General features: G+C 58.4%; 16 protein-coding genes. 10 read left to right on the plus strand and 6 right to left on the minus strand.

Annotated elements, in window-relative coordinates:
- Positions 1-2: 2 nt before the first annotated feature.
- The 4 genes from galT to modE all read right to left on the minus strand — a co-directional run bounded on the left by galT (position 3) and on the right by modE (position 4605).
- Complete coding sequence (gene galT / locus ELK40_RS07080; protein ID WP_111963799.1) at positions 3-1049, minus strand: galactose-1-phosphate uridylyltransferase; 1047 nt, start codon at positions 1047-1049, stop codon at positions 3-5.
- Positions 1050-1058: 9 nt separating this feature from the next.
- A complete protein-coding gene (gene galE / locus ELK40_RS07085) occupies positions 1059-2075 on the minus strand; it encodes a UDP-glucose 4-epimerase GalE (protein WP_048026980.1) in 1017 nt (338 codons plus the stop codon).
- A gap of 201 nt (positions 2076-2276) precedes the next feature.
- Complete coding sequence (modF, locus tag ELK40_RS07090) at positions 2277-3749, minus strand: molybdate ABC transporter ATP-binding protein ModF (RefSeq protein WP_127730083.1); 1473 nt, start codon at positions 3747-3749, stop codon at positions 2277-2279.
- A gap of 67 nt (positions 3750-3816) precedes the next feature.
- Positions 3817-4605 (minus strand): molybdenum-dependent transcriptional regulator, encoded by a 789-nt coding sequence (gene modE, locus ELK40_RS07095; protein WP_127730085.1) that lies wholly within the window; start codon positions 4603-4605, stop codon positions 3817-3819.
- A gap of 127 nt (positions 4606-4732) precedes the next feature.
- Here modE and ELK40_RS07100 point away from each other — a divergent pair, with 127 nt between their 5' ends.
- The 4 genes from ELK40_RS07100 to modC all read left to right on the plus strand — a co-directional run bounded on the left by ELK40_RS07100 (position 4733) and on the right by modC (position 7584).
- A complete protein-coding gene (locus ELK40_RS07100) occupies positions 4733-4882 on the plus strand; it encodes an AcrZ family multidrug efflux pump-associated protein (protein ID WP_008501118.1) in 150 nt (49 codons plus the stop codon).
- A 178-nt stretch (positions 4883-5060) separates the two neighbouring features.
- Positions 5061-5834 carry a molybdate ABC transporter substrate-binding protein gene (modA, locus tag ELK40_RS07105; RefSeq protein ID WP_127730087.1) on the plus strand — a complete coding sequence of 258 codons (774 nt, stop codon included), beginning with the start codon at positions 5061-5063 and terminating at the stop codon, positions 5832-5834.
- A complete protein-coding gene (gene modB, locus ELK40_RS07110; protein ID WP_032641645.1) occupies positions 5834-6523 on the plus strand; it encodes a molybdate ABC transporter permease subunit in 690 nt (229 codons plus the stop codon). Before modA ends, modB begins: the two co-directional genes overlap by 1 nt.
- Before the next feature lie 2 nt (positions 6524-6525).
- Positions 6526-7584: a molybdenum ABC transporter ATP-binding protein ModC gene (gene modC, locus ELK40_RS07115; RefSeq protein WP_127730089.1), complete on the plus strand. Its 1059-nt coding sequence runs from the start codon at positions 6526-6528 to the stop codon at positions 7582-7584.
- On the opposite strand, the gene ELK40_RS07120 is transcribed toward modC, so the two are convergent.
- Positions 7585-8403 (minus strand): pyridoxal phosphatase, encoded by an 819-nt coding sequence (locus tag ELK40_RS07120; RefSeq protein ID WP_127730091.1) that lies wholly within the window; start codon positions 8401-8403, stop codon positions 7585-7587. It abuts the gene before it with no gap.
- Between the two features lie 140 nt (positions 8404-8543).
- Between ELK40_RS07120 and pgl the strand changes: the two genes are divergently transcribed.
- A complete protein-coding gene (pgl, locus tag ELK40_RS07125; protein WP_127730093.1) occupies positions 8544-9539 on the plus strand; it encodes a 6-phosphogluconolactonase in 996 nt (331 codons plus the stop codon).
- An 86-nt stretch (positions 9540-9625) separates the two neighbouring features.
- Here the strand turns inward: pgl and ELK40_RS07130 are convergent, their stop codons facing one another.
- The gene (locus ELK40_RS07130; protein ID WP_111963805.1) at positions 9626-10909 is read right to left on the minus strand and encodes a putative acyl-CoA thioester hydrolase; all 1284 of its coding nucleotides are present in this window, start codon (positions 10907-10909) and stop codon (positions 9626-9628) included.
- A 225-nt stretch (positions 10910-11134) separates the two neighbouring features.
- On the opposite strand from ELK40_RS07130, the gene hutI reads away from it, so the two are divergent.
- The 5 genes from hutI to hutH all read left to right on the plus strand — a co-directional run bounded on the left by hutI (position 11135) and on the right by hutH (position 17379).
- On the plus strand, positions 11135-12358 hold the full coding sequence (gene hutI / locus ELK40_RS07135; RefSeq protein ID WP_127730095.1) for an imidazolonepropionase: 1224 nt from the start codon (positions 11135-11137) through the stop codon (positions 12356-12358).
- Positions 12355-13293, plus strand: coding sequence for a formimidoylglutamase (gene hutG / locus ELK40_RS07140; protein ID WP_127730097.1), 939 nt, complete (start codon positions 12355-12357; stop codon positions 13291-13293). Before hutI ends, hutG begins: the two co-directional genes overlap by 4 nt.
- A 19-nt stretch (positions 13294-13312) precedes the next feature.
- Complete coding sequence (locus ELK40_RS07145) at positions 13313-14047, plus strand: histidine utilization repressor (RefSeq protein WP_115874529.1); 735 nt, start codon at positions 13313-13315, stop codon at positions 14045-14047.
- 126 nt (positions 14048-14173) lie between these two features.
- Entirely contained in the window at positions 14174-15862 is a 1689-nt protein-coding gene (gene hutU, locus ELK40_RS07150; RefSeq protein WP_115874530.1) for a urocanate hydratase, read from the plus strand.
- Positions 15859-17379 (plus strand): histidine ammonia-lyase, encoded by a 1521-nt coding sequence (gene hutH / locus ELK40_RS07155; protein ID WP_032656312.1) that lies wholly within the window; start codon positions 15859-15861, stop codon positions 17377-17379. The genes hutU and hutH overlap by 4 nt, the downstream gene beginning before the upstream one ends.
- Positions 17380-17391: the final 12 nt, after the last annotated feature.

A 17391-nucleotide genomic window follows, 5' to 3' on the forward strand; every position in this document is an offset into this window, starting at 1 on the left:
TTTTAGACTCCTGATTCGCGATAGTGGACGTCGCTAACGGCACGCAGACGTTCAGCCGCCTGTTCCGCCGTCAGATCACGCTGGGTTTCTGCCAGCATTTCGTAGCCCACCATAAATTTACGCACCGTCGCAGAGCGCAGCAGCGGCGGATAGAAATGGGCATGCAATTGCCAGTGCTGATTCTCTTCCCCGTTGAACGGCGCGCCGTGCCAGCCCATGGAGTACGGGAAGGAGCACTGGAACAGATTGTCGTAACGGCTGGTCAGCTTTTTCAGCGCCAGGGCAAGGTCGTCGCGCTGCGCGTCGCTGAGATCGGTAATACGCAGAACATGTGCTTTCGGCAGCAGCAGCGTCTCAAACGGCCACGCGGCCCAGTAAGGCACGACGGCCAGCCAGTGTTCGGTTTCCACCACGGTACGGCTGCCGTCGGCCTGTTCACGCTGCGCGTAATCCACCAGCATCGGCGAGCCGTTTTCCGCGTAATACGCTTTCTGCAGACGGTCTTCACGCTCGGCTTCGTTAGGCAGGAAGCTGTTCGCCCAGACCTGGCCGTGCGGATGGGGGTTCGAGCAGCCCATGGCCGCGCCTTTGTTTTCGAACACCTGCACCCACGGATAGCTCTGCCCCAGCTCTGCGGTTTGCGCCTGCCAGGTGCTGACGACCTCTTTCAGCGCGTCCACGCTCAGCTCCGGCAGCGTCTTGCTGTGATCGGGAGAGAAGCAGATCACGCGGCTGGTTCCGCGCGCGCTTTCGCAGCGCATCAGCGGATCGTGGCTTTCAGGCGCGTCCGGCGTGTCGGTCATCAGAGCGGCAAAATCGTTTGTGAACACGAAGGTGCCTTTGTAGTCCGGGTTTTTATCCCCGGTGACGCGCGTGTTGCCCGGACAGAGGAAACAGTCCGGGTCATGCTGTGGCAGCGTCTGTTTTGCAGGCGTCTCCTGCGCCCCCTGCCAGGGGCGCTTAGCGCGATGCGGAGAAACTAAAATCCATTGCCCGCTTAACGGGTTAAAACGACGATGCGGATGATCGACGGGATTAAATTGCGTCATGACGGATCCTTAGTCCGGATAGCCTTGCGGGTGGCGTGACTGCCAATGCCAGGTATCCTGTGCCATTTCATCAAGCGTGCGCGTTACACGCCAGTTAAGCTCTTTGTCGGCTTTGGTGGCATCGGCCCAGTAAGCAGGCAGATCGCCCTCGCGACGCGGGGCGAAGTGGTAGTTCACCGGCTTGCCGCAGGCTTTGCTGAAGGCGTTAACCACGTCCAGCACGCTGCTGCCGACTCCGGCGCCGAGGTTGTAAATATGCACGCCCGGTTTGTCAGCCAGCTGCTGCATGGCCGCAACGTGACCGTCGGCCAGATCCATTACGTGGATGTAGTCGCGCACGCCGGTGCCGTCTTCGGTCGGATAGTCATTGCCAAAAATCGCCAGCGAGTCGCGACGACCAACGGCAACCTGGGCGATATACGGCATCAGATTGTTTGGGATACCCTGCGGATCTTCGCCCATATCGCCAGACGGATGCGCACCGACCGGGTTGAAGTAGCGCAGCAGCGCGATGCTCCACTCCGGCTGGGCTTTTTGCAGGTCGGTCAGGATCTGCTCCACCATCAGCTTGCTTTTGCCGTACGGGCTTTGCGGGGTACCGGTCGGGAAGCTTTCTACGTAAGGAATTTTCGGCTGATCGCCGTAGACGGTGGCGGAGGAGCTAAAGATGAAGTTTTTGACGTTCGCCGCACGCATGGCGGAGATGAGACGCAGAGTGCCGTTGACGTTGTTGTCGTAATACTCGAGCGGCTTCGCAACGGATTCACCGACCGCTTTCAGACCCGCGAAGTGGATCACCGCTTCTATGGCGTGGTCGTGAAGGATCTCGGTCATCAGCGCTTCGTTGCGGATGTCGCCTTCCACAAAAGTCGGTTGTTTACCGCCAAGACGTTCAATCACAGGCAGCACGCTGCGCTTACTGTTGCACAGGTTGTCGAGAATGATGACGTCATGGCCGTTTTGCAGCAGCTGCACGCAGGTATGGCTACCTATGTAACCGCTACCACCTGTTACCAGAACTCGCATATTTCGCTCCATTGGGCTTATGGTATGTAATAACCATAGCATAACAGAGACGCGAAAAGTGTGACATGGGATAAAATAGTGGAATCGTTTACACTGTTTTTAAAATCCGATTTTCAGCTGCCATGAGGCATTGTAGATCAACGGGATAGCGATGTATTGATGCAAGTTATCTGAAAAAGAGGAGGGCAGAGCCCTCCACGGTTAATCAACGTTGCTGAGAAGGTAGCGATAACCCTCACCGTCCGGAACAAACTCCAGGCGATGCGTGATGCAGGCGGGGGCATCTTCGGCATGATGTGAAACGAAAAGCAGCTGCGTTTCACCTTCGCTAATCAGCACGTCCACAAAGCGGCGGATAAGCTGGCGGTTCAACGGGTCGAGTCCCTGCAGCGGTTCGTCGAGGATCAGCAGCGTAGGGTGTTTCACCAGCGCGCGAACGATCAGGGCCAGACGCTGCTGCCCCCACGAAAGACTATGAAACGGCGCGTCAGCCACCCGGTTATCCATGCCCAGAATGTCCAGCCACTGCTGGGCGAGCTTATGTTGTTTGTCCGACACCGCCTGATAAATTCCGATGGAATCAAAATACCCGGAGAGGATCACGTTGCGTACCGTGGTACTGACCCGGTAATCCAGATGCAGGCTGCTGCTGACGTAGCCGATATGCTTTTTGATATCCCAGATGGTTTCTCCGCTGCCGCGACGCCGACCAAACAGCGTGAGGTCGTTGCTGTAGCCCTGCGGATGATCGCCGGTGATCAGGCTCAGCAGCGTCGATTTTCCCGCGCCGTTGGGGCCGACAATCTGCCAGTGTTCGCCGGGATTGACCGTCCAGCTGAGGCGGTTAAGGATCGGGCGATCGTCATAAGAGACAATCCCATCCCGCAGCACGATGCGCGGCTGGTGGGGATCGAGCGCATGGCGGGCCGAAGGGGCGTCAGGTTCCGGAAGGGTAATTCCGTCGAGTTGTTCACTGTGCGCGAGCTGGGCAATCAGCGCCTGCTTGAGCAGCGCTGTTTTTTCGCCGGTCTCGTTCAGGTTACAGTCGGCCAGGACGCCCGCGTGCTGGATAAAGTCCGGAATTTCATCGAAGCGGTTAAGCACCAGCACGAGGGTATATCCCTGCTGATAAAGCGACGCCAGCAGTGACGCCAGCTGCGCCCGGGACTGCACGTCAAGACCGTCGAACGGTTCGTCCAGAATAAGCAGTTCAGGTTGGCTCATCAGCGCCTGACAAAGCAGCGTTTTTCGCGTCTCGCCGGTCGAAAGGTATTTAAAGCGCCGGTTAAGCAGGGCGGTGATGCCGAACCGTTCTGCCAGGCGCTGACAGCGGGCGGGATCTTTCACCTCATCCTGAATAATTTCCGCCGTCGTACGGCCGGTATCTTCTTCGCCAGGGCTGAGTAAATCAGTGTTATTGCGCTGCCACTCGTCGCTGACCAGCTTTTGCAGTTGTTCAAACGACAGGCGCGTCAGGCGCGTAAAGTCGCTCTGGTATTCGCCTTTGAGGAGGTTGAGCTCTCCGGCCAGCGCGCGGGCCAGCGCGGATTTACCGCTGCCGTTAGTGCCGACAAACGCCCAGCTTTCACCCGCGCGTAGCGTCAAATCAGCAATCGTCAGCGTTCGGGTATCGCTAAGACGAAACGTGCCTTGCGAAATATGCAATGATGACATGATTTATCCCTGTTTTTGCAGCACCAGATATCAGGGATACGCACTGTCGGTACGATTGTCAATGTGCTCAGCACAAAGTGGCGATAATCACCCGGTCCGCGTTGAAATACGCGGTGACGACAGCACCTTCTTCTAAGCCGTCCGACTCGCTGAGCGGTATGGTCGCGCAAAGCGGTTGCCCGTCTGCCAGGGTCATGAGCACTTCGCACTGCGCTTCACCGCGTTCGATGTGGCTGATGGTGCCCTGCAGCTGGTTATCTGCTGCCTTTGCCGCATCGGGATCGCGCGTGATAGTGACCCAAGGCGCCTTCAGCAGCACCAGCACCTCTTTACCTTCATCCAGTTCAAGACGTTCCGCGCTTTGCGCCGTTATGGCGGCCTTCAGACGGGTGGTGCCATCGGCAAGCAGGATCTCAATATGCTGCTGTACCTGTAGATCGTCGCGCGCCGTCACCGTACCAAACCACTGGTTGCGGGCGCTGGTTTGTAGCGAGAAGCGGGAAATGGCGGCCAGCAGACTGTCCAGCGGAACGTTATCGTCATCGCTCAACACATCAAACGCTTTTTGCTGGATCTGCGCCAGCAGATCGTAAAGCTGAATAAGGCGCTGGCCATAACGCGTCACGATCGCACCGCCGCCGCCTTTGCCGCCCGTGGCTCTGTCCACCAGCGGGTGTTCGCTCAGAGTGTTCATCTCATTGATGGCGTCCCAGGCGCTTTTATAGCTGATTCCCGCGTTTTTCGCCCCCTGGCTAATTGAGCCCGTTTGTTCTATTTGTTTAAGCAGGGCGATACGTCGCGGATCGGCGAAAAGCTTTTGCTGAAGTCGTAGAGTGAGGAGAATTTCGGCCTGCATAACAGTGTCCTGGCAAAAAGAGTATTGTGACCCAAATGGTGCAGGGCGCAAAGGGTACCGCACAAAAGGGGATGTTTTTCTCACTATTCAGGGTAGAATGAGTCATTCACAATATCTGGAGAAAACCATGTTAGAGTTGTTGAAAAGTCTGGTATTCGCCGTGATCATGGTACCAGTAGTGATGGCCATCATCCTCGGTGCCATCTACGGCCTGGGTGAAGTGTTCAACGTCTTTTCGAACATTGGTCACAGAGACCAGGCTAAAAAGCAGCATTGATTCCCCTCAAAACGCCCGGCTTGTCCGGGCGTTTTGCTCTCAAGATTTTCCCGTTTTCGCCGATATAATTTAACGCATCACACCGGTTTACCCATTCAGCGGTACGATTAAACGCTGGGATCTCCCTGACGTTATCGTTATATTAATGTGTATATAACGCTACTCACAGGAGTTACAGATGGCACGTTCATGGGTACGCCTTTTTGCAGGGGCAACATTGACGCTTTCCCTTACCGGACACGCGCTGGCGGACGAGGGTAAAATCACGGTCTTTGCGGCGGCGTCGTTGACTAACGCGCTGCAGGATATTGCGGCGGCGTATAAAAAAGAGAAAAACGTCGAGGTGGTCTCCTCTTTTGCCTCTTCCTCGACGCTGGCTCGCCAGATAGAAGCGGGCGCACCGGCGGATCTGTTCATCTCGGCGGATCAGAAGTGGATGGATTACGCGGCGGAGAAGAAATCGATTGATGCGACAACCCGCGAAACGCTGCTGGGGAATAGCCTGGTTGTCGTGGCGCCAAAAGGCAGCGCGCAGGCGGACATCACTATCAACAAACAGACCAACTGGACGAGCCTGCTGAACGGTGGCCGTCTGGCGGTGGGCGACCCGGCGCACGTTCCGGCCGGGATTTATGCCAAAGAAGCGCTGCAAAAGCTGGGCGCATGGGAGACGTTGTCGCCGAAGCTGGCCCCGGCAGAAGACGTGCGTGGCGCGCTGGCGCTGGTGGAACGCAACGAAGCCCCGCTGGGCATTGCGTATGGCTCTGATGCCGTAGCCAGTAAGGGAGTGAAAGTGGTGGCAACGTTCCCGGAAGACTCCCACAAGAAAGTGGAATATCCTGTTGCGATTGTTGATGGACATAAAAATGCGACCGTTACGGCTTTCCGCGATTATCTGAAGGGGCCTGAAGCGTCCGCTATCTTTAAACGTTACGGATTTACGACTCACTGATGATATTGACCGATCCTGAATGGCAGGCTGTTCTGCTGAGCCTTAAAGTCTCTTCCCTGGCGGTTGCGCTGAGTTTGCCCTTTGGGATCTTCTTTGCCTGGCTACTGGTTCGCTGTCAGTTTCCCGGCAAAACGCTGCTCGACAGCGTGCTTCATCTTCCGCTCGTGTTGCCACCCGTAGTGGTCGGTTACCTGCTGCTGATTTCGATGGGGCGACGCGGTTTTATCGGCGAGAAGCTCTACGACTGGTTTGGGCTGACGTTCGCTTTTAGCTGGCGCGGTGCGGTACTGGCTGCGGCGGTGATGTCATTCCCACTGATGGTGCGGGCGATACGTCTCGCGCTGGAAGGCGTGGACATGAAGCTTGAACAGGCGGCCCGCACGCTGGGCGCCGGGCGCTGGCGCGTCTTTTTCACCATCACGCTTCCGCTGACGCTGCCGGGCATTATTGTCGGCACGGTGCTGGCCTTCGCCCGCTCGCTCGGCGAGTTTGGCGCGACGATCACCTTTGTGTCGAACATACCCGGCGAGACGCGGACGATTCCGTCGGCAATGTATACCCTGATTCAAACGCCGGGCGGTGAAGGCGCGGCGGCGCGGCTGTGTATTATTTCAATTGTGCTGGCGCTGGCATCGCTGATGGTGTCTGAATGGCTGGCGCGGCTCAGCCGCGAGCGGATGGGGAAATAAGCATGCTGGAACTCCATTTTACCCAGACGCTGGGAAACCATACCCTGACGCTTAACGAGACGCTGCCTGCAAGCGGAATCACCGCCATCTTTGGCGTGTCGGGGGCGGGAAAAACGTCGCTGATTAATGCCATCAGCGGCCTGACCCGCCCGCAGTCTGGCCGGATTGTTCTGAATGACCGCGTCCTGAATGACGTGGAGAATAAGGTTTACCTCTCGCCGGATAAACGCCGCATCGGCTATGTTTTCCAGGATGCACGCCTGTTCCCGCACTACAGCGTGCGCGGCAACCTGCGTTACGGCATGGCGAAAAGCATGGCCGGGCAGTTTGATAAGCTGGTGACGCTGTTAGGCATTGAGCCATTGCTCGACAGGCTGCCCTCCTCGCTCTCCGGTGGAGAAAAACAGCGTGTGGCCATTGGCCGCGCGTTGCTGACCGCCCCCGAACTGCTGCTGCTCGACGAACCGCTGGCCTCGCTCGATATTCCGCGTAAACGTGAGCTCCTGCCCTATCTGCAGCGCCTGACGCGGGAAATTAATATTCCGATGCTCTACGTCAGCCATTCGCTGGATGAGATCCTCCATCTGGCCGACAAGGTGCTGGTGCTGGAAGAGGGCAGCGTCAAGGCCTTCGGCAACCTGGAAGAGGTGTGGGGCAGCAGCGTGATGCACCCCTGGTTGCCCCGGGAACAGCAGAGCAGCATTCTGAAAGTAAGCGTCCTGGAACATCATCCGCACTACGCGATGACGGCGCTGGCGCTGGGCGATCAGCACCTGTGGGTCAATAAGATCGACAAGCCGTTACAGTCCGCGCTGCGTATTCGCATCCAGGCGTCGGACGTCTCGCTGGTGCTGCAGCCCCCGCTGCAAACCAGTATTCGAAATATCCTGCGCGCCAAAGTGGCGGAAAGTTTTGATGATAACGGGCAGGTGGAAGTGAAGCTCGAGGTCGGCAGCAGGACGCTCTGGGCGCGCATCAGCCCGTGGGCCAGGGATGAGTTAGGGATCAAACCCGGACTGTGGCTTTACGCGCAAATTAAGAGCGTCTCGATCACCGCCTGATTACAGCAGGTGGGTATAAATGTACTGCGCGATGCTGTCGGTGGTGTTGTCGCCAATCACCACGTTAGCGCGCGCTTTTACCGCGTCGTCGGCATTGCCCATCGCCACGCCCGTACCGACGGCTTCCAGCATGCTTATGTCGTTGTAGTTGTCGCCGAAGGCGATCGCGTCCTGCATCGACCAGCCTTTTGATTCCACATACTGCGTCAGGCGTTTGCCTTTGCTGTTGCCTTTGCGGGCAATATCCACCTGATCGTGCCAGGACCACTCGCACTCCAGACCCAGCGTCTGTTCCACGTGTTTCGCGAAGGCATTCAGCTTGGTGGTGTCTTCATCCGTCAGGGCGAATTTCCAGATAGCCTCAACGTCCTGGGCCGCCTGACGCAGGGAGGAAACCTGGGTAAAGACGGGACGCTGCGCTTCAGGCAGGGACAACGCCCAGTTGCTGGTGCGCACCACGTGGCCGGTAGGGCGCTCGTAGACCATTGCGTTATCCACATACATCAGGCCGTGAACGGCATGCTCATCCAGCAGATCAATCAGTTGCAGCGCCTGGGGAACCGGCAGCGGGTCGGATTCTAAAACCTTTTTTGCCTGATAATCATACAAATAAGTGCCATTACAACAAATTGCAGGTGTATCTAACGCCAGTGCCTGATAAAAAGGGTGAATGGCAACGTGATGTCGACCCGTTACGATAAGGAGTTGATATCCCGCTTCCTGCGCGCGTTTAAGCGCTTCCAGAGAAGAGGGGAGAAGGGTTTTTTGCGGCGTCAGTAAGGTACCGTCTAAATCCAGAGCAATCACACGCGAGGTCATCTGTTTTTCCGGGTTAATATTGAATTTACGTTTTGATGGGATGGTACACCGAGAGGCGAACGCTTCAAAATTCCTGTCGACAATTCAGCATTCACCGTCAAAAGTTAACTACTTTCATGCGCAGTGAGGAGTGAATATTCATGAAACAAACCGTTTATACCGCCAGTCCTGAAAGCCAGCAGATCCACGTCTGGCGCTTAAATACCGAAGGGACACTCACGCTGGTTCAGGTTGTTGATGTGCCAGGCCAGGTACAGCCGATGGTCATCAGCCCGGATAAACGTTTCTTGTACGTGGGTGTGCGCCCGGAGTTTCGCGTGCTGGCCTATCGCATTTCTCCGGACGACGGTGCGCTGACGTACACTGCTGAAGCCCCGTTGCCGGGCAGCCCAACCCATATTTCTACCGATCGCAAAGGCAACTTTGTCTTCAGCGGCTCGTATAACGCGGGCTGCGTCAGCGTAACGCGTCTGGAAGATGGTATTCCGGTCGAAACCGTGGATGTGGTGGAAGGGCTGGAAGGCTGCCACTCGGCGAATATCTCTCCGGATAATCGCACGCTGTGGGTACCTGCGCTGAAGCAGGATCGTATCTGCCTGTTCACCCTGAGCGACGATGGTCACCTGGTGGCGCAGAATCCAGCTGAAGTTAGGACTGTTGAAGGCGCTGGTCCGCGTCATATGGTCTTCCACCCGAACCAGCAGTATGCCTACGTGGTCAACGAACTGAACAGCTCAGTGGACGTATGGGAACTGAAAGATCCAAACGGTCAGATTGAGTGCGTGCAGACGCTGGACATGATGCCGTCTGATTTCTCCGACACCCGCTGGGCGGCGGATATCCACATTACGCCAGATGGCCGCCATCTGTACGCCTGCGACCGTACCTCCAGCCTGATTACCGTGTTTAGCGTTTCCGAAGATGGCAGCGTGCTGGCGGTTGAAGGCTTCCAGCCGACTGAAACCCAGCCGCGCGGCTTTAATATCGATCACAGCGGCAAATACCTGATTGCGGCGGGGCAGAAATCCCACCATATCGCGCTGTATGAAATTAAAGGCGAGCAGGGGCTGCTGGAAGAGAAAGGGCGTTATGCCGTAGGCCAGGGGCCAATGTGGGTTGTGGTAAACGCTCACTAAGCGGCTGAAAACAAAAAACCTCGCGAATGCGAGGTTTTTTTATCTCTGTGTGCCGGGTAAGGCGAAGCCGCACCCGGCAAAACAGCTTACTGCTTCGGCTCAGCAACCACTTTGCTACCCAGACCGCGGTTGTTGTACTCCCACATGCGGTTGAAGTTAGCGTCGTTCAGGTTGCGCTGCACGTTCCCTTTATCATCCACCGCACCGGTGTTGCCGGAGAATGGACGTTTGGAGATCGCGGCATCCGCCCACGGTTTCGCCATGTTGAAGCCTTCGTTGATCACGCTGTCGCGGATCACAACCTGACCGTTGGTGGCTGAGTCCACGTCCAGGGAACGTCCCAGCTGCGCCACGCCGTCACCGGCAGCATTAAAGCGGCTGTTCACGGCCAGGAAGCCGAAGAAGAGGTTCGACTGGGTTGCCGGAGCAAACACGTAACCTTCCTGCTGAGTACGTGAATTCACCACGCGGAAATCGGTATTATCAAACACCACCGCGCCGCGACCGGACACCAGGTCCACGTCACCTTCAACGTAGCTGTTGGTCACCAGGGTACGGGTCAGGCGGTTATTCTGCAGGGTGTTCTGCACGCCGCTGTTGGTCACGAAGAAGGTGTTCTGACGGCCCAGAATGTTGACGTTGTTAATCTGTACCTTATCGCCATCGCTGCGCAGCGCAACGGCCTGGTGGTTACCGGCGTCAACGCTGTCACCCAGGGTATTCTGAATGGTCAGGTTCTGCAGCTGCAGACCGTTATTCTGAGACCAGAATACCGCCGAGCACATTACGCCAATGGTGGCGGAACGCTTGCTCTGGCAGTTATCAAACATGTACCACGCCGGTTTGCCCGGCATATATTTACCGGCCGGGTTCACCAGGTGACGCCAGGTGTTGCTGTCGATTTCGGAATCAATCGCCAGGCCAATTTTTACGTCAATCGCTTTTTCGCCCAGACCGTAAAGCGTAATGCTGCCTGGTGCCGCCGGAACATAGACGGTGCCTTCATACTCACCAGGCAGGATCGCGATGTACTGGCGAGACGCGCTGTGTTTAGTGATGGCAGCATCAACCGCAGCCTGAATTGAGGTATGCGTTACGCCCTGCGCACCCGCCGGGCCAACCACGAAGTCAGGCTGTTTCGGCAGATTAATAGACGACGGGGTCCACGGCGCAGCGTTAGGATCCATCGCTGAGAAGTAGTGTGCACGGTCGAAGTTCTTCGCTTCATCAGCGGACAAAATCGGGCGGGAGGCGGTGCCGGGCGCAACCTGCTCAGAAGGGCGCTGATCCGGTGGTGTTGAACTGCATGCGGATAAGGTCACGCCAAAGGCGAGTGCTAACGCCAGACGGGAAATCCTGGAAATGTTCAAGGTAGAGCTCCTGGGTATGCAAGTCTTTACGGGACAGACGAAATAGCCTGCTTTTTTATACTAAGTTGAGCGAAACGGGAAGATAAAAAGGGTAAAAGTTCCATTTTTAGCCCGAGAGCGGCAAGTAAGTGATCACAAATAACTAACATTTTCCTTCAAGGCGGTTGACAGTAGACGGTGGATGCAAATAAATGTCTATACAACCTAAGACAAGTGGAATGCCTCATGCAGCAGATTCATCCCGACGATGTAATATGGCGAAATGCGCGACTGGCTACGATGGCGCCGGACGTACCTGCGCCTTACGGACTGAAAGAGCAACACGCCCTGGTCGTACGGGGTCAAACTATCCTGGCCGTGATCCCTGAATCTGACATTCCTTCCGGACACCGACACTGTGTCGATCTTCAGGGACGTCTGGTCACGCCTGGCCTGATTGACTGCCATACCCACCTGGTATTTGGCGGAGACCGCGCGGCGGAGTGGGAGCAGCGTCTGAACGGCGTCTCTTATCAAACCATCAGCGCCCAGGGGGGCGGGATTAACGCTACCGTGACGGCGACCCGCAGCAGCTCCCCCGAAACCCTGCTTAAGCTGGCGCAGCAGCGGCTTCAGCGACTGATGAATGAAGGCGTCACTACGGTTGAAATCAAGTCGGGATACGGTCTAAACCCCGAGGCCGAAGAGAAGATGCTGCTGGTCGCGCGCCAGCTGGGCCTCAATAATCCGATCGATATCAGCCCAACGCTGCTGGCGGCCCATGCGGTTCCGCCGGAATACCGACAGGATCCAGACGCGTACCTCACGCTGGTCTGTGAGCAGATATTGCCCACGCTGTGGCAAAAAGAGTTATACGAAGCAGTAGACGTGTTCTGCGAAAACGTCGGCTTTACGCCGTCGCAAACCGAGCGTCTCTTTAAGGCGGCAACCGCGCTCGGTATCCCGGTGAAAGGGCATGTTGAGCAGCTTTCAAATCAGGGCGGTGCGGCGCTGGTCAGCCGGTATAAAGGACTCTCCGCCGATCATATCGAATATCTCGACGACGCAGGCGTTCAGGCGATGGCGCAAAGCGGCACGGTTGCGGTCCTGCTCCCCGGCGCGTTCTATTTTCTGCAGGAGCGCCAGCGTCCGCCGGTGGAACAGCTCAGAAAACAGGGCGTGCCGATGGCGGTCGCCACCGACTATAACCCCGGCACCAGCCCTTTTGCCAGCCTGCACCTGGCGATGAACATGGCCTGCGTCCAGTTTGGCCTGACGCCCGAGGAAGCCTGGGCTGGCGTCACGCGCCATGCCGCGCAGGCGCTGGGCCGTGGTGCAACCCACGGTCAGCTGCGGGCCGGGTTTGTCGCTGATTTTATCGTCTGGGATGCTCATCATCCGGTAGAGATGGTCTACGAGCCGGGACGCAACCCGCTGTATCAACGTATTTTTCGTGGGGAGGCAGTATGAGGTTATGGCGGCCCGTAGCCGAAACGGTCTGGCAGGGGCGCGACGACAGCGCCGAGGCCAGCAACGCAACGCGTATTTTCCAGACGATACGGCAGCAGGGAGCGTTCACGCCGCTGGCATCCGGCATTGCGCTGATAGGCTTTGAATGTGATGCAGGCGTAAAACGCAATCAGGGCAGGCCCGGCGCCGTGCAGGCGCCGGATATACTGCGAAAAGCGCTGGCGAATATGGCCAGCCATCAGGGACACGATCGGCTGGCGGATATGGGCTCGGTTTACGTTGAAGGTGACGAGCTTGAGGCGGCACAGCAGGCGTTAAGCGATGCCGTGACGTCATGCCAGCGGTCCGGGATGCGTACGCTGGTCTTTGGCGGCGGACACGAAACCGCGTGGGCGCACGGTCGCGGCGTGCTGGACGCCTTCCCGGACGAGCGGGTTGTCATTATCAATCTTGATGCCCATCTCGATCTGCGCAAGGCCGACCGGGCGACGTCCGGCACGCCGTTTCGCCAGCTGGCGCACTACTGCGATGAGCGCGGGCGGGAATTTCAGTACGCCTGCTTTGGCGTGAGCCGGGCGGCGAACACGCTGGCGCTGTGGGATGAGGCCGAACGCCTGAACGTCACGCTGGTGGAAGATCTCCATTTCAGGCGCGATGCGCTATCCGCGCTGGAAAAGGTGCTGGCGCAGGCCGATCGTATCTATCTGACGATCGATCTGGACGTCCTGCCCGCCAGCGAAATGCCCGCCGTGTCCGCGCCGGCCGCGTTAGGCATACCGGCGCTGGATCTTCTCCCGGTTATCGAACAAATCTGCCGCAGCGGTAAGCTCCAGGCCGCCGATCTGGTAGAGTTTAACCCGCAGTACGATCGGGACGGGCAGGGCGCAAAGCTTGCCGCCCGTCTGGCCTGGCAAATTGCTCACTGGTGGGCATAACACTATTCAAGGAGTCACGATGTTTTCACGCTCACCCCTGCCGCAGTCGAGCCCTCCCGCGCCTTTCTACGAAAAGGTGAAGCAGGCGATCAGTGAAAAAATCGCCACCGGCGTCTGGCGCCCGCACGACCGCATTCCCTCGGAGGCCGATCTGGTGGCGCAGTTTGGCTTTAGCCGGATGACCGTCAACCGGGCGCTGCGCGAGCTGACTGACGAAGGGCTTCTGGTGCGCCTGCAGGGCGTGGGGACGTTTGTGGCGGAACCGAAAGGGCAGTCCGCCCTGTTTGAAATCCGCAGCATTGCCGATGAGATAACCTCGCGTAATCATCAGCACCGCTGCGAAGTGCTGGTGCTGGAAGAGACCCAGGCCAGCGCCGAGCAGGCCGTTGAGCTGAATGTTAAAGAAGGCAGCCGTATCTTCCACTCGGTGATGGTGCATTTCGAAAACGACATACCGGTGCAGATTGAAGATCGCTGCGTTAACGCCGAACGGATACCGGACTATCTGAACCAGGATTACACCCAGACCACGCCGCACGCCTATCTCTCGCTCGTCGCACCGCTGACGGAAGGGGAGCACATTGTGGAAGCCGTGCGCGCCACGCCGCAGGAGTGCGAACGGCTGCGGATTAAAGAGCACGACCCGTGCCTGCTGATCCGCCGTCGAACCTGGTCCTCGTCGCACATCGTGTCACACGCCCGGCTGCTTTTCCCGGGGAACCGTTACCGGCTGCAGGGCCACTTTATGTCATAAGTTTTATAAGCGTGATCGCTAACGCAATATAACAAAATTGTATCTTTTTTGTTAAATCTGGCCTTGTGTGTGCTTGTCTATACAAGTATATCTAAATGCATCATCTGTCCCGTATAGGAGCACACAATGTCGTCAGGTAAATACCGCCAGCAGGACGTCCGCGCCGCGCGCGGCACCACCCTTACTGCCAAAAGCTGGCTCACCGAAGCCCCGCTGCGCATGTTGATGAACAACCTTGATCCTGAGGTGGCGGAAAACCCCCACGAGCTGGTGGTCTACGGCGGTATTGGCCGCGCCGCGCGCAACTGGGAATGCTATGACGCAATTGTAAAATCCCTGACCGAACTCGAACACGACGAAACTCTGCTGGTGCAGTCCGGCAAGCCGGTTGGCGTGTTTAAAACCCACAAAAACGCCCCGCGCGTGCTGATCGCCAACTCTAACCTCGTGCCGCACTGGGCCACCTGGGAACACTTCAACGAACTGGACGCCAAAGGGCTGGCGATGTATGGCCAGATGACCGCCGGGAGCTGGATCTACATCGGCAGCCAGGGGATCGTGCAGGGCACCTACGAGACCTTCGTGGAAGCCGGTCGCCAGCACTACAACGGCTCGCTGAAAGGCCGCTGGGTGCTCACAGCAGGTCTCGGCGGCATGGGCGGCGCGCAGCCGCTGGCCGCCACGCTGGCCGGTGCGTGCTCTCTGAACATTGAGTGCCAGCAGAGCCGCATTGATTTCCGTCTGCGCACCCGTTACGTCGACGAACAGGCCGAGAATCTCGATGACGCGCTGGCGCGCATCAAAAAATACACGTCCGAAGGCAAAGCGGTGTCGATTGCCCTGTGCGGCAACGCGGCGGACATTCTTCCTGAACTCGTCGCCCGCGGCGTGCGTCCGGATCTGGTCACCGACCAGACCAGCGCCCATGACCCGCTGCACGGTTACCTGCCGAAAGGCTGGACGTGGGAAGCCTATCAGCAAAAAGCGGAAACCGATCCGGAAGGGACGGTGCTTGCCGCGAAGCGCTCCATGGCCGAGCACGTCTCCGCCATGCTGGCCTTCAGCCAGATGGGCATTCCGACCTTTGATTACGGCAACAACATTCGCCAGATGGCGAAAGAGATGGGCGTGAATAACGCCTTCGACTTCCCCGGCTTCGTTCCGGCCTATATCCGTCCGCTGTTCTGCCGCGGTATCGGTCCGTTCCGCTGGGTTGCCCTGTCCGGTGACCCGGAGGATATCTACAAAACTGACGCCAAAGTGAAGGAGATCGTCGCCGATGACGAACATCTGCACCACTGGCTGGACATGGCCCGCGAGCGCATTAACTTTCAGGGCCTGCCGGCGCGTATCTGCTGGGTAGGGCTGGAGTGGCGGCAAAAGCTGGGTCTGGCCTTTAACGAAATGGTGCGCAGCGGTGAAGTCTCCGCGCCGATCGTCATTGGCCGCGACCACCTGGACTCCGGCTCCGTTGCCAGCCCGAACCGCGAAACCGAAGCCATGCGCGACGGCTCGGATGCGGTCTCCGACTGGCCGCTGCTGAACGCCCTGCTGAATACCGCCAGCGGCGCGACCTGGGTGTCGCTGCACCACGGCGGCGGCGTGGGGATGGGCTTCTCCCAGCATTCCGGGATGGTTATCGTCTGTGACGGAACGGATGAAGCCGCCGCGCGTATCGCTCGCGTGCTGCACAACGACCCGGCAACCGGCGTGATGCGTCACGCGGATGCGGGTTACGAGATTGCCATTGACTGTGCCAAAGAGCAGGGCCTTAACCTGCCGATGATCCCTGCCACACAAGGAAAGCATGAATGAACGCGTTAACACTCACTCCCGGCTCGCTGACGCTTAAACAGCTGCGTAACGTCTGGCGTCAGCCGGTCACCCTTTCACTTGATGAAAGTGCCCACGCCGCCATTAACGACAGCGTCGCCTGCGTTGAAGCCATCGTTGCCGAAGGGCGCACGGCTTACGGGATTAACACCGGCTTTGGGCTGCTGGCGCAGACCCGCATCGCGACGCACGATCTGGAAAACCTGCAGCGTTCGCTGGTGCTGTCGCATGCGGCGGGCGTTGGCCAGCCGCTTGACGATGAGATTGTCCGTCTGATGATGGTACTCAAAATCAACAGCCTGGCGCGCGGTTTCTCCGGCATTCGCCTGAGCGTGATCCAGGCGCTGATGGCGCTGGTGAATGCGGAGGTCTATCCGTGGATCCCGGCGAAGGGCTCCGTCGGGGCCTCCGGCGATCTCGCGCCGCTGGCGCACATGTCGCTGCTGCTGCTGGGTGAAGGCAAAGCGCGCTGGCAGGGCGAGTGGCTTCCGGCGAAAGAGGCGCTGAAAAAAGCCGGGTTAACGCCGATCACGCTGGCGGCGAAAGAGGGGCTGGCGCTGCTGAACGGCACGCAGGCATCGACAGCTTTCGCGCTGCGCGGCCTGTTTGAAGCGGAAGATCTGTTTGCCTCGGCGGTGGTGTGCGGTGCGCTGACCACCGAAGCGGTGCTGGGCTCGCGTCGCCCGTTCGATGCCCGCATCCACGAGGTGCGCGGTCAGCGCGGGCAGATCGATGCCGCCGCGATGTACCGTCACGTGCTTACCGACACCAGCGAGATCGCGGATTCACACCACAACTGTGAAAAGGTGCAGGATCCCTATTCCCTGCGCTGCCAGCCGCAGGTGATGGGCGCGTGCCTGACGCAGCTGCGCCAGGCGGCGGAGGTGCTGCTGGTGGAGGCCAACGCGGTGTCCGATAACCCGCTGGTGTTCGCCCAGGAAAACGAGGTGGTCTCAGGCGGTAACTTCCACGCCGAGCCGGTGGCAATGGCTGCGGACAACATCGCGCTGGCGATTGCCGAAGTCGGCGCGTTGTCCGAGCGCCGCATCGCGCTGATGATGGATAAACACATGTCCCAGCTGCCACCGTTCCTAGTGCGTAACGGCGGGGTCAACTCGGGCTTTATGATTGCTCAGGTGACGGCCGCAGCGCTGGCAAGCGAGAACAAGGCGCTGTCGCATCCGCACAGCGTGGACAGCCTGCCCACCTCGGCGAATCAGGAAGATCACGTTTCGATGGCACCGGCTGCCGGGCGTCGTCTCTGGGAAATGGCGTCCAACACCCGCGGCGTGCTGGCGGTGGAATGGCTGGCGGCGAGTCAGGGTATCGATCTGCGTGAAGGGCTCAAATCCAGCCCGCTGCTGGAGCAGGCGCGTCAGGTGCTGCGCGAGCACGTCACGCATTACGATGACGACCGCTTCTTCGCCCCGGATATTGATAAGGCGATGCAGCTTCTGGAAGAAGGGCGGCTGGTGGGGCTGTTACCTTCGGTGCTGTGATTTTTTTGCCCG

Origin of the sequence: Enterobacter sp. N18-03635 (assembly GCF_004006055.1) — a bacterium.
Lineage (GTDB): Bacteria > Pseudomonadota > Gammaproteobacteria > Enterobacterales > Enterobacteriaceae > Enterobacter > Enterobacter vonholyi.

Excerpts from the sequence above, each read along its gene's own strand:
- modC (WP_127730089.1), top strand. The coding sequence starts at position 6,526 with ATGCTGGAACTCCATTTTACCCAGACGCTGGGAAACCATACCCTGACG.
- ELK40_RS07100 (WP_008501118.1), top strand. The coding sequence starts at position 4,733 with ATGTTAGAGTTGTTGAAAAGTCTGGTATTCGCCGTGATCATGGTACCA.
- ELK40_RS07145 (WP_115874529.1), top strand. The coding sequence starts at position 13,313 with ATGTTTTCACGCTCACCCCTGCCGCAGTCGAGCCCTCCCGCGCCTTTC.
- hutG (WP_127730097.1), top strand. The coding sequence starts at position 12,355 with ATGAGGTTATGGCGGCCCGTAGCCGAAACGGTCTGGCAGGGGCGCGAC.
- hutU (WP_115874530.1), top strand. The coding sequence starts at position 14,174 with ATGTCGTCAGGTAAATACCGCCAGCAGGACGTCCGCGCCGCGCGCGGC.
- ELK40_RS07120 (WP_127730091.1), bottom strand. The coding sequence starts at position 8,403 with ATGACCTCGCGTGTGATTGCTCTGGATTTAGACGGTACCTTACTGACG.
- hutI (WP_127730095.1), top strand. The coding sequence starts at position 11,135 with ATGCAGCAGATTCATCCCGACGATGTAATATGGCGAAATGCGCGACTG.
- galT (WP_111963799.1), bottom strand. The coding sequence starts at position 1,049 with ATGACGCAATTTAATCCCGTCGATCATCCGCATCGTCGTTTTAACCCG.
- hutH (WP_032656312.1), top strand. The coding sequence starts at position 15,859 with ATGAACGCGTTAACACTCACTCCCGGCTCGCTGACGCTTAAACAGCTG.
- modF (WP_127730083.1), bottom strand. The coding sequence starts at position 3,749 with ATGTCATCATTGCATATTTCGCAAGGCACGTTTCGTCTTAGCGATACC.
- pgl (WP_127730093.1), top strand. The coding sequence starts at position 8,544 with ATGAAACAAACCGTTTATACCGCCAGTCCTGAAAGCCAGCAGATCCAC.
- modA (WP_127730087.1), top strand. The coding sequence starts at position 5,061 with ATGGCACGTTCATGGGTACGCCTTTTTGCAGGGGCAACATTGACGCTT.
- modB (WP_032641645.1), top strand. The coding sequence starts at position 5,834 with ATGATATTGACCGATCCTGAATGGCAGGCTGTTCTGCTGAGCCTTAAA.
- modE (WP_127730085.1), bottom strand. The coding sequence starts at position 4,605 with ATGCAGGCCGAAATTCTCCTCACTCTACGACTTCAGCAAAAGCTTTTC.
- galE (WP_048026980.1), bottom strand. The coding sequence starts at position 2,075 with ATGCGAGTTCTGGTAACAGGTGGTAGCGGTTACATAGGTAGCCATACC.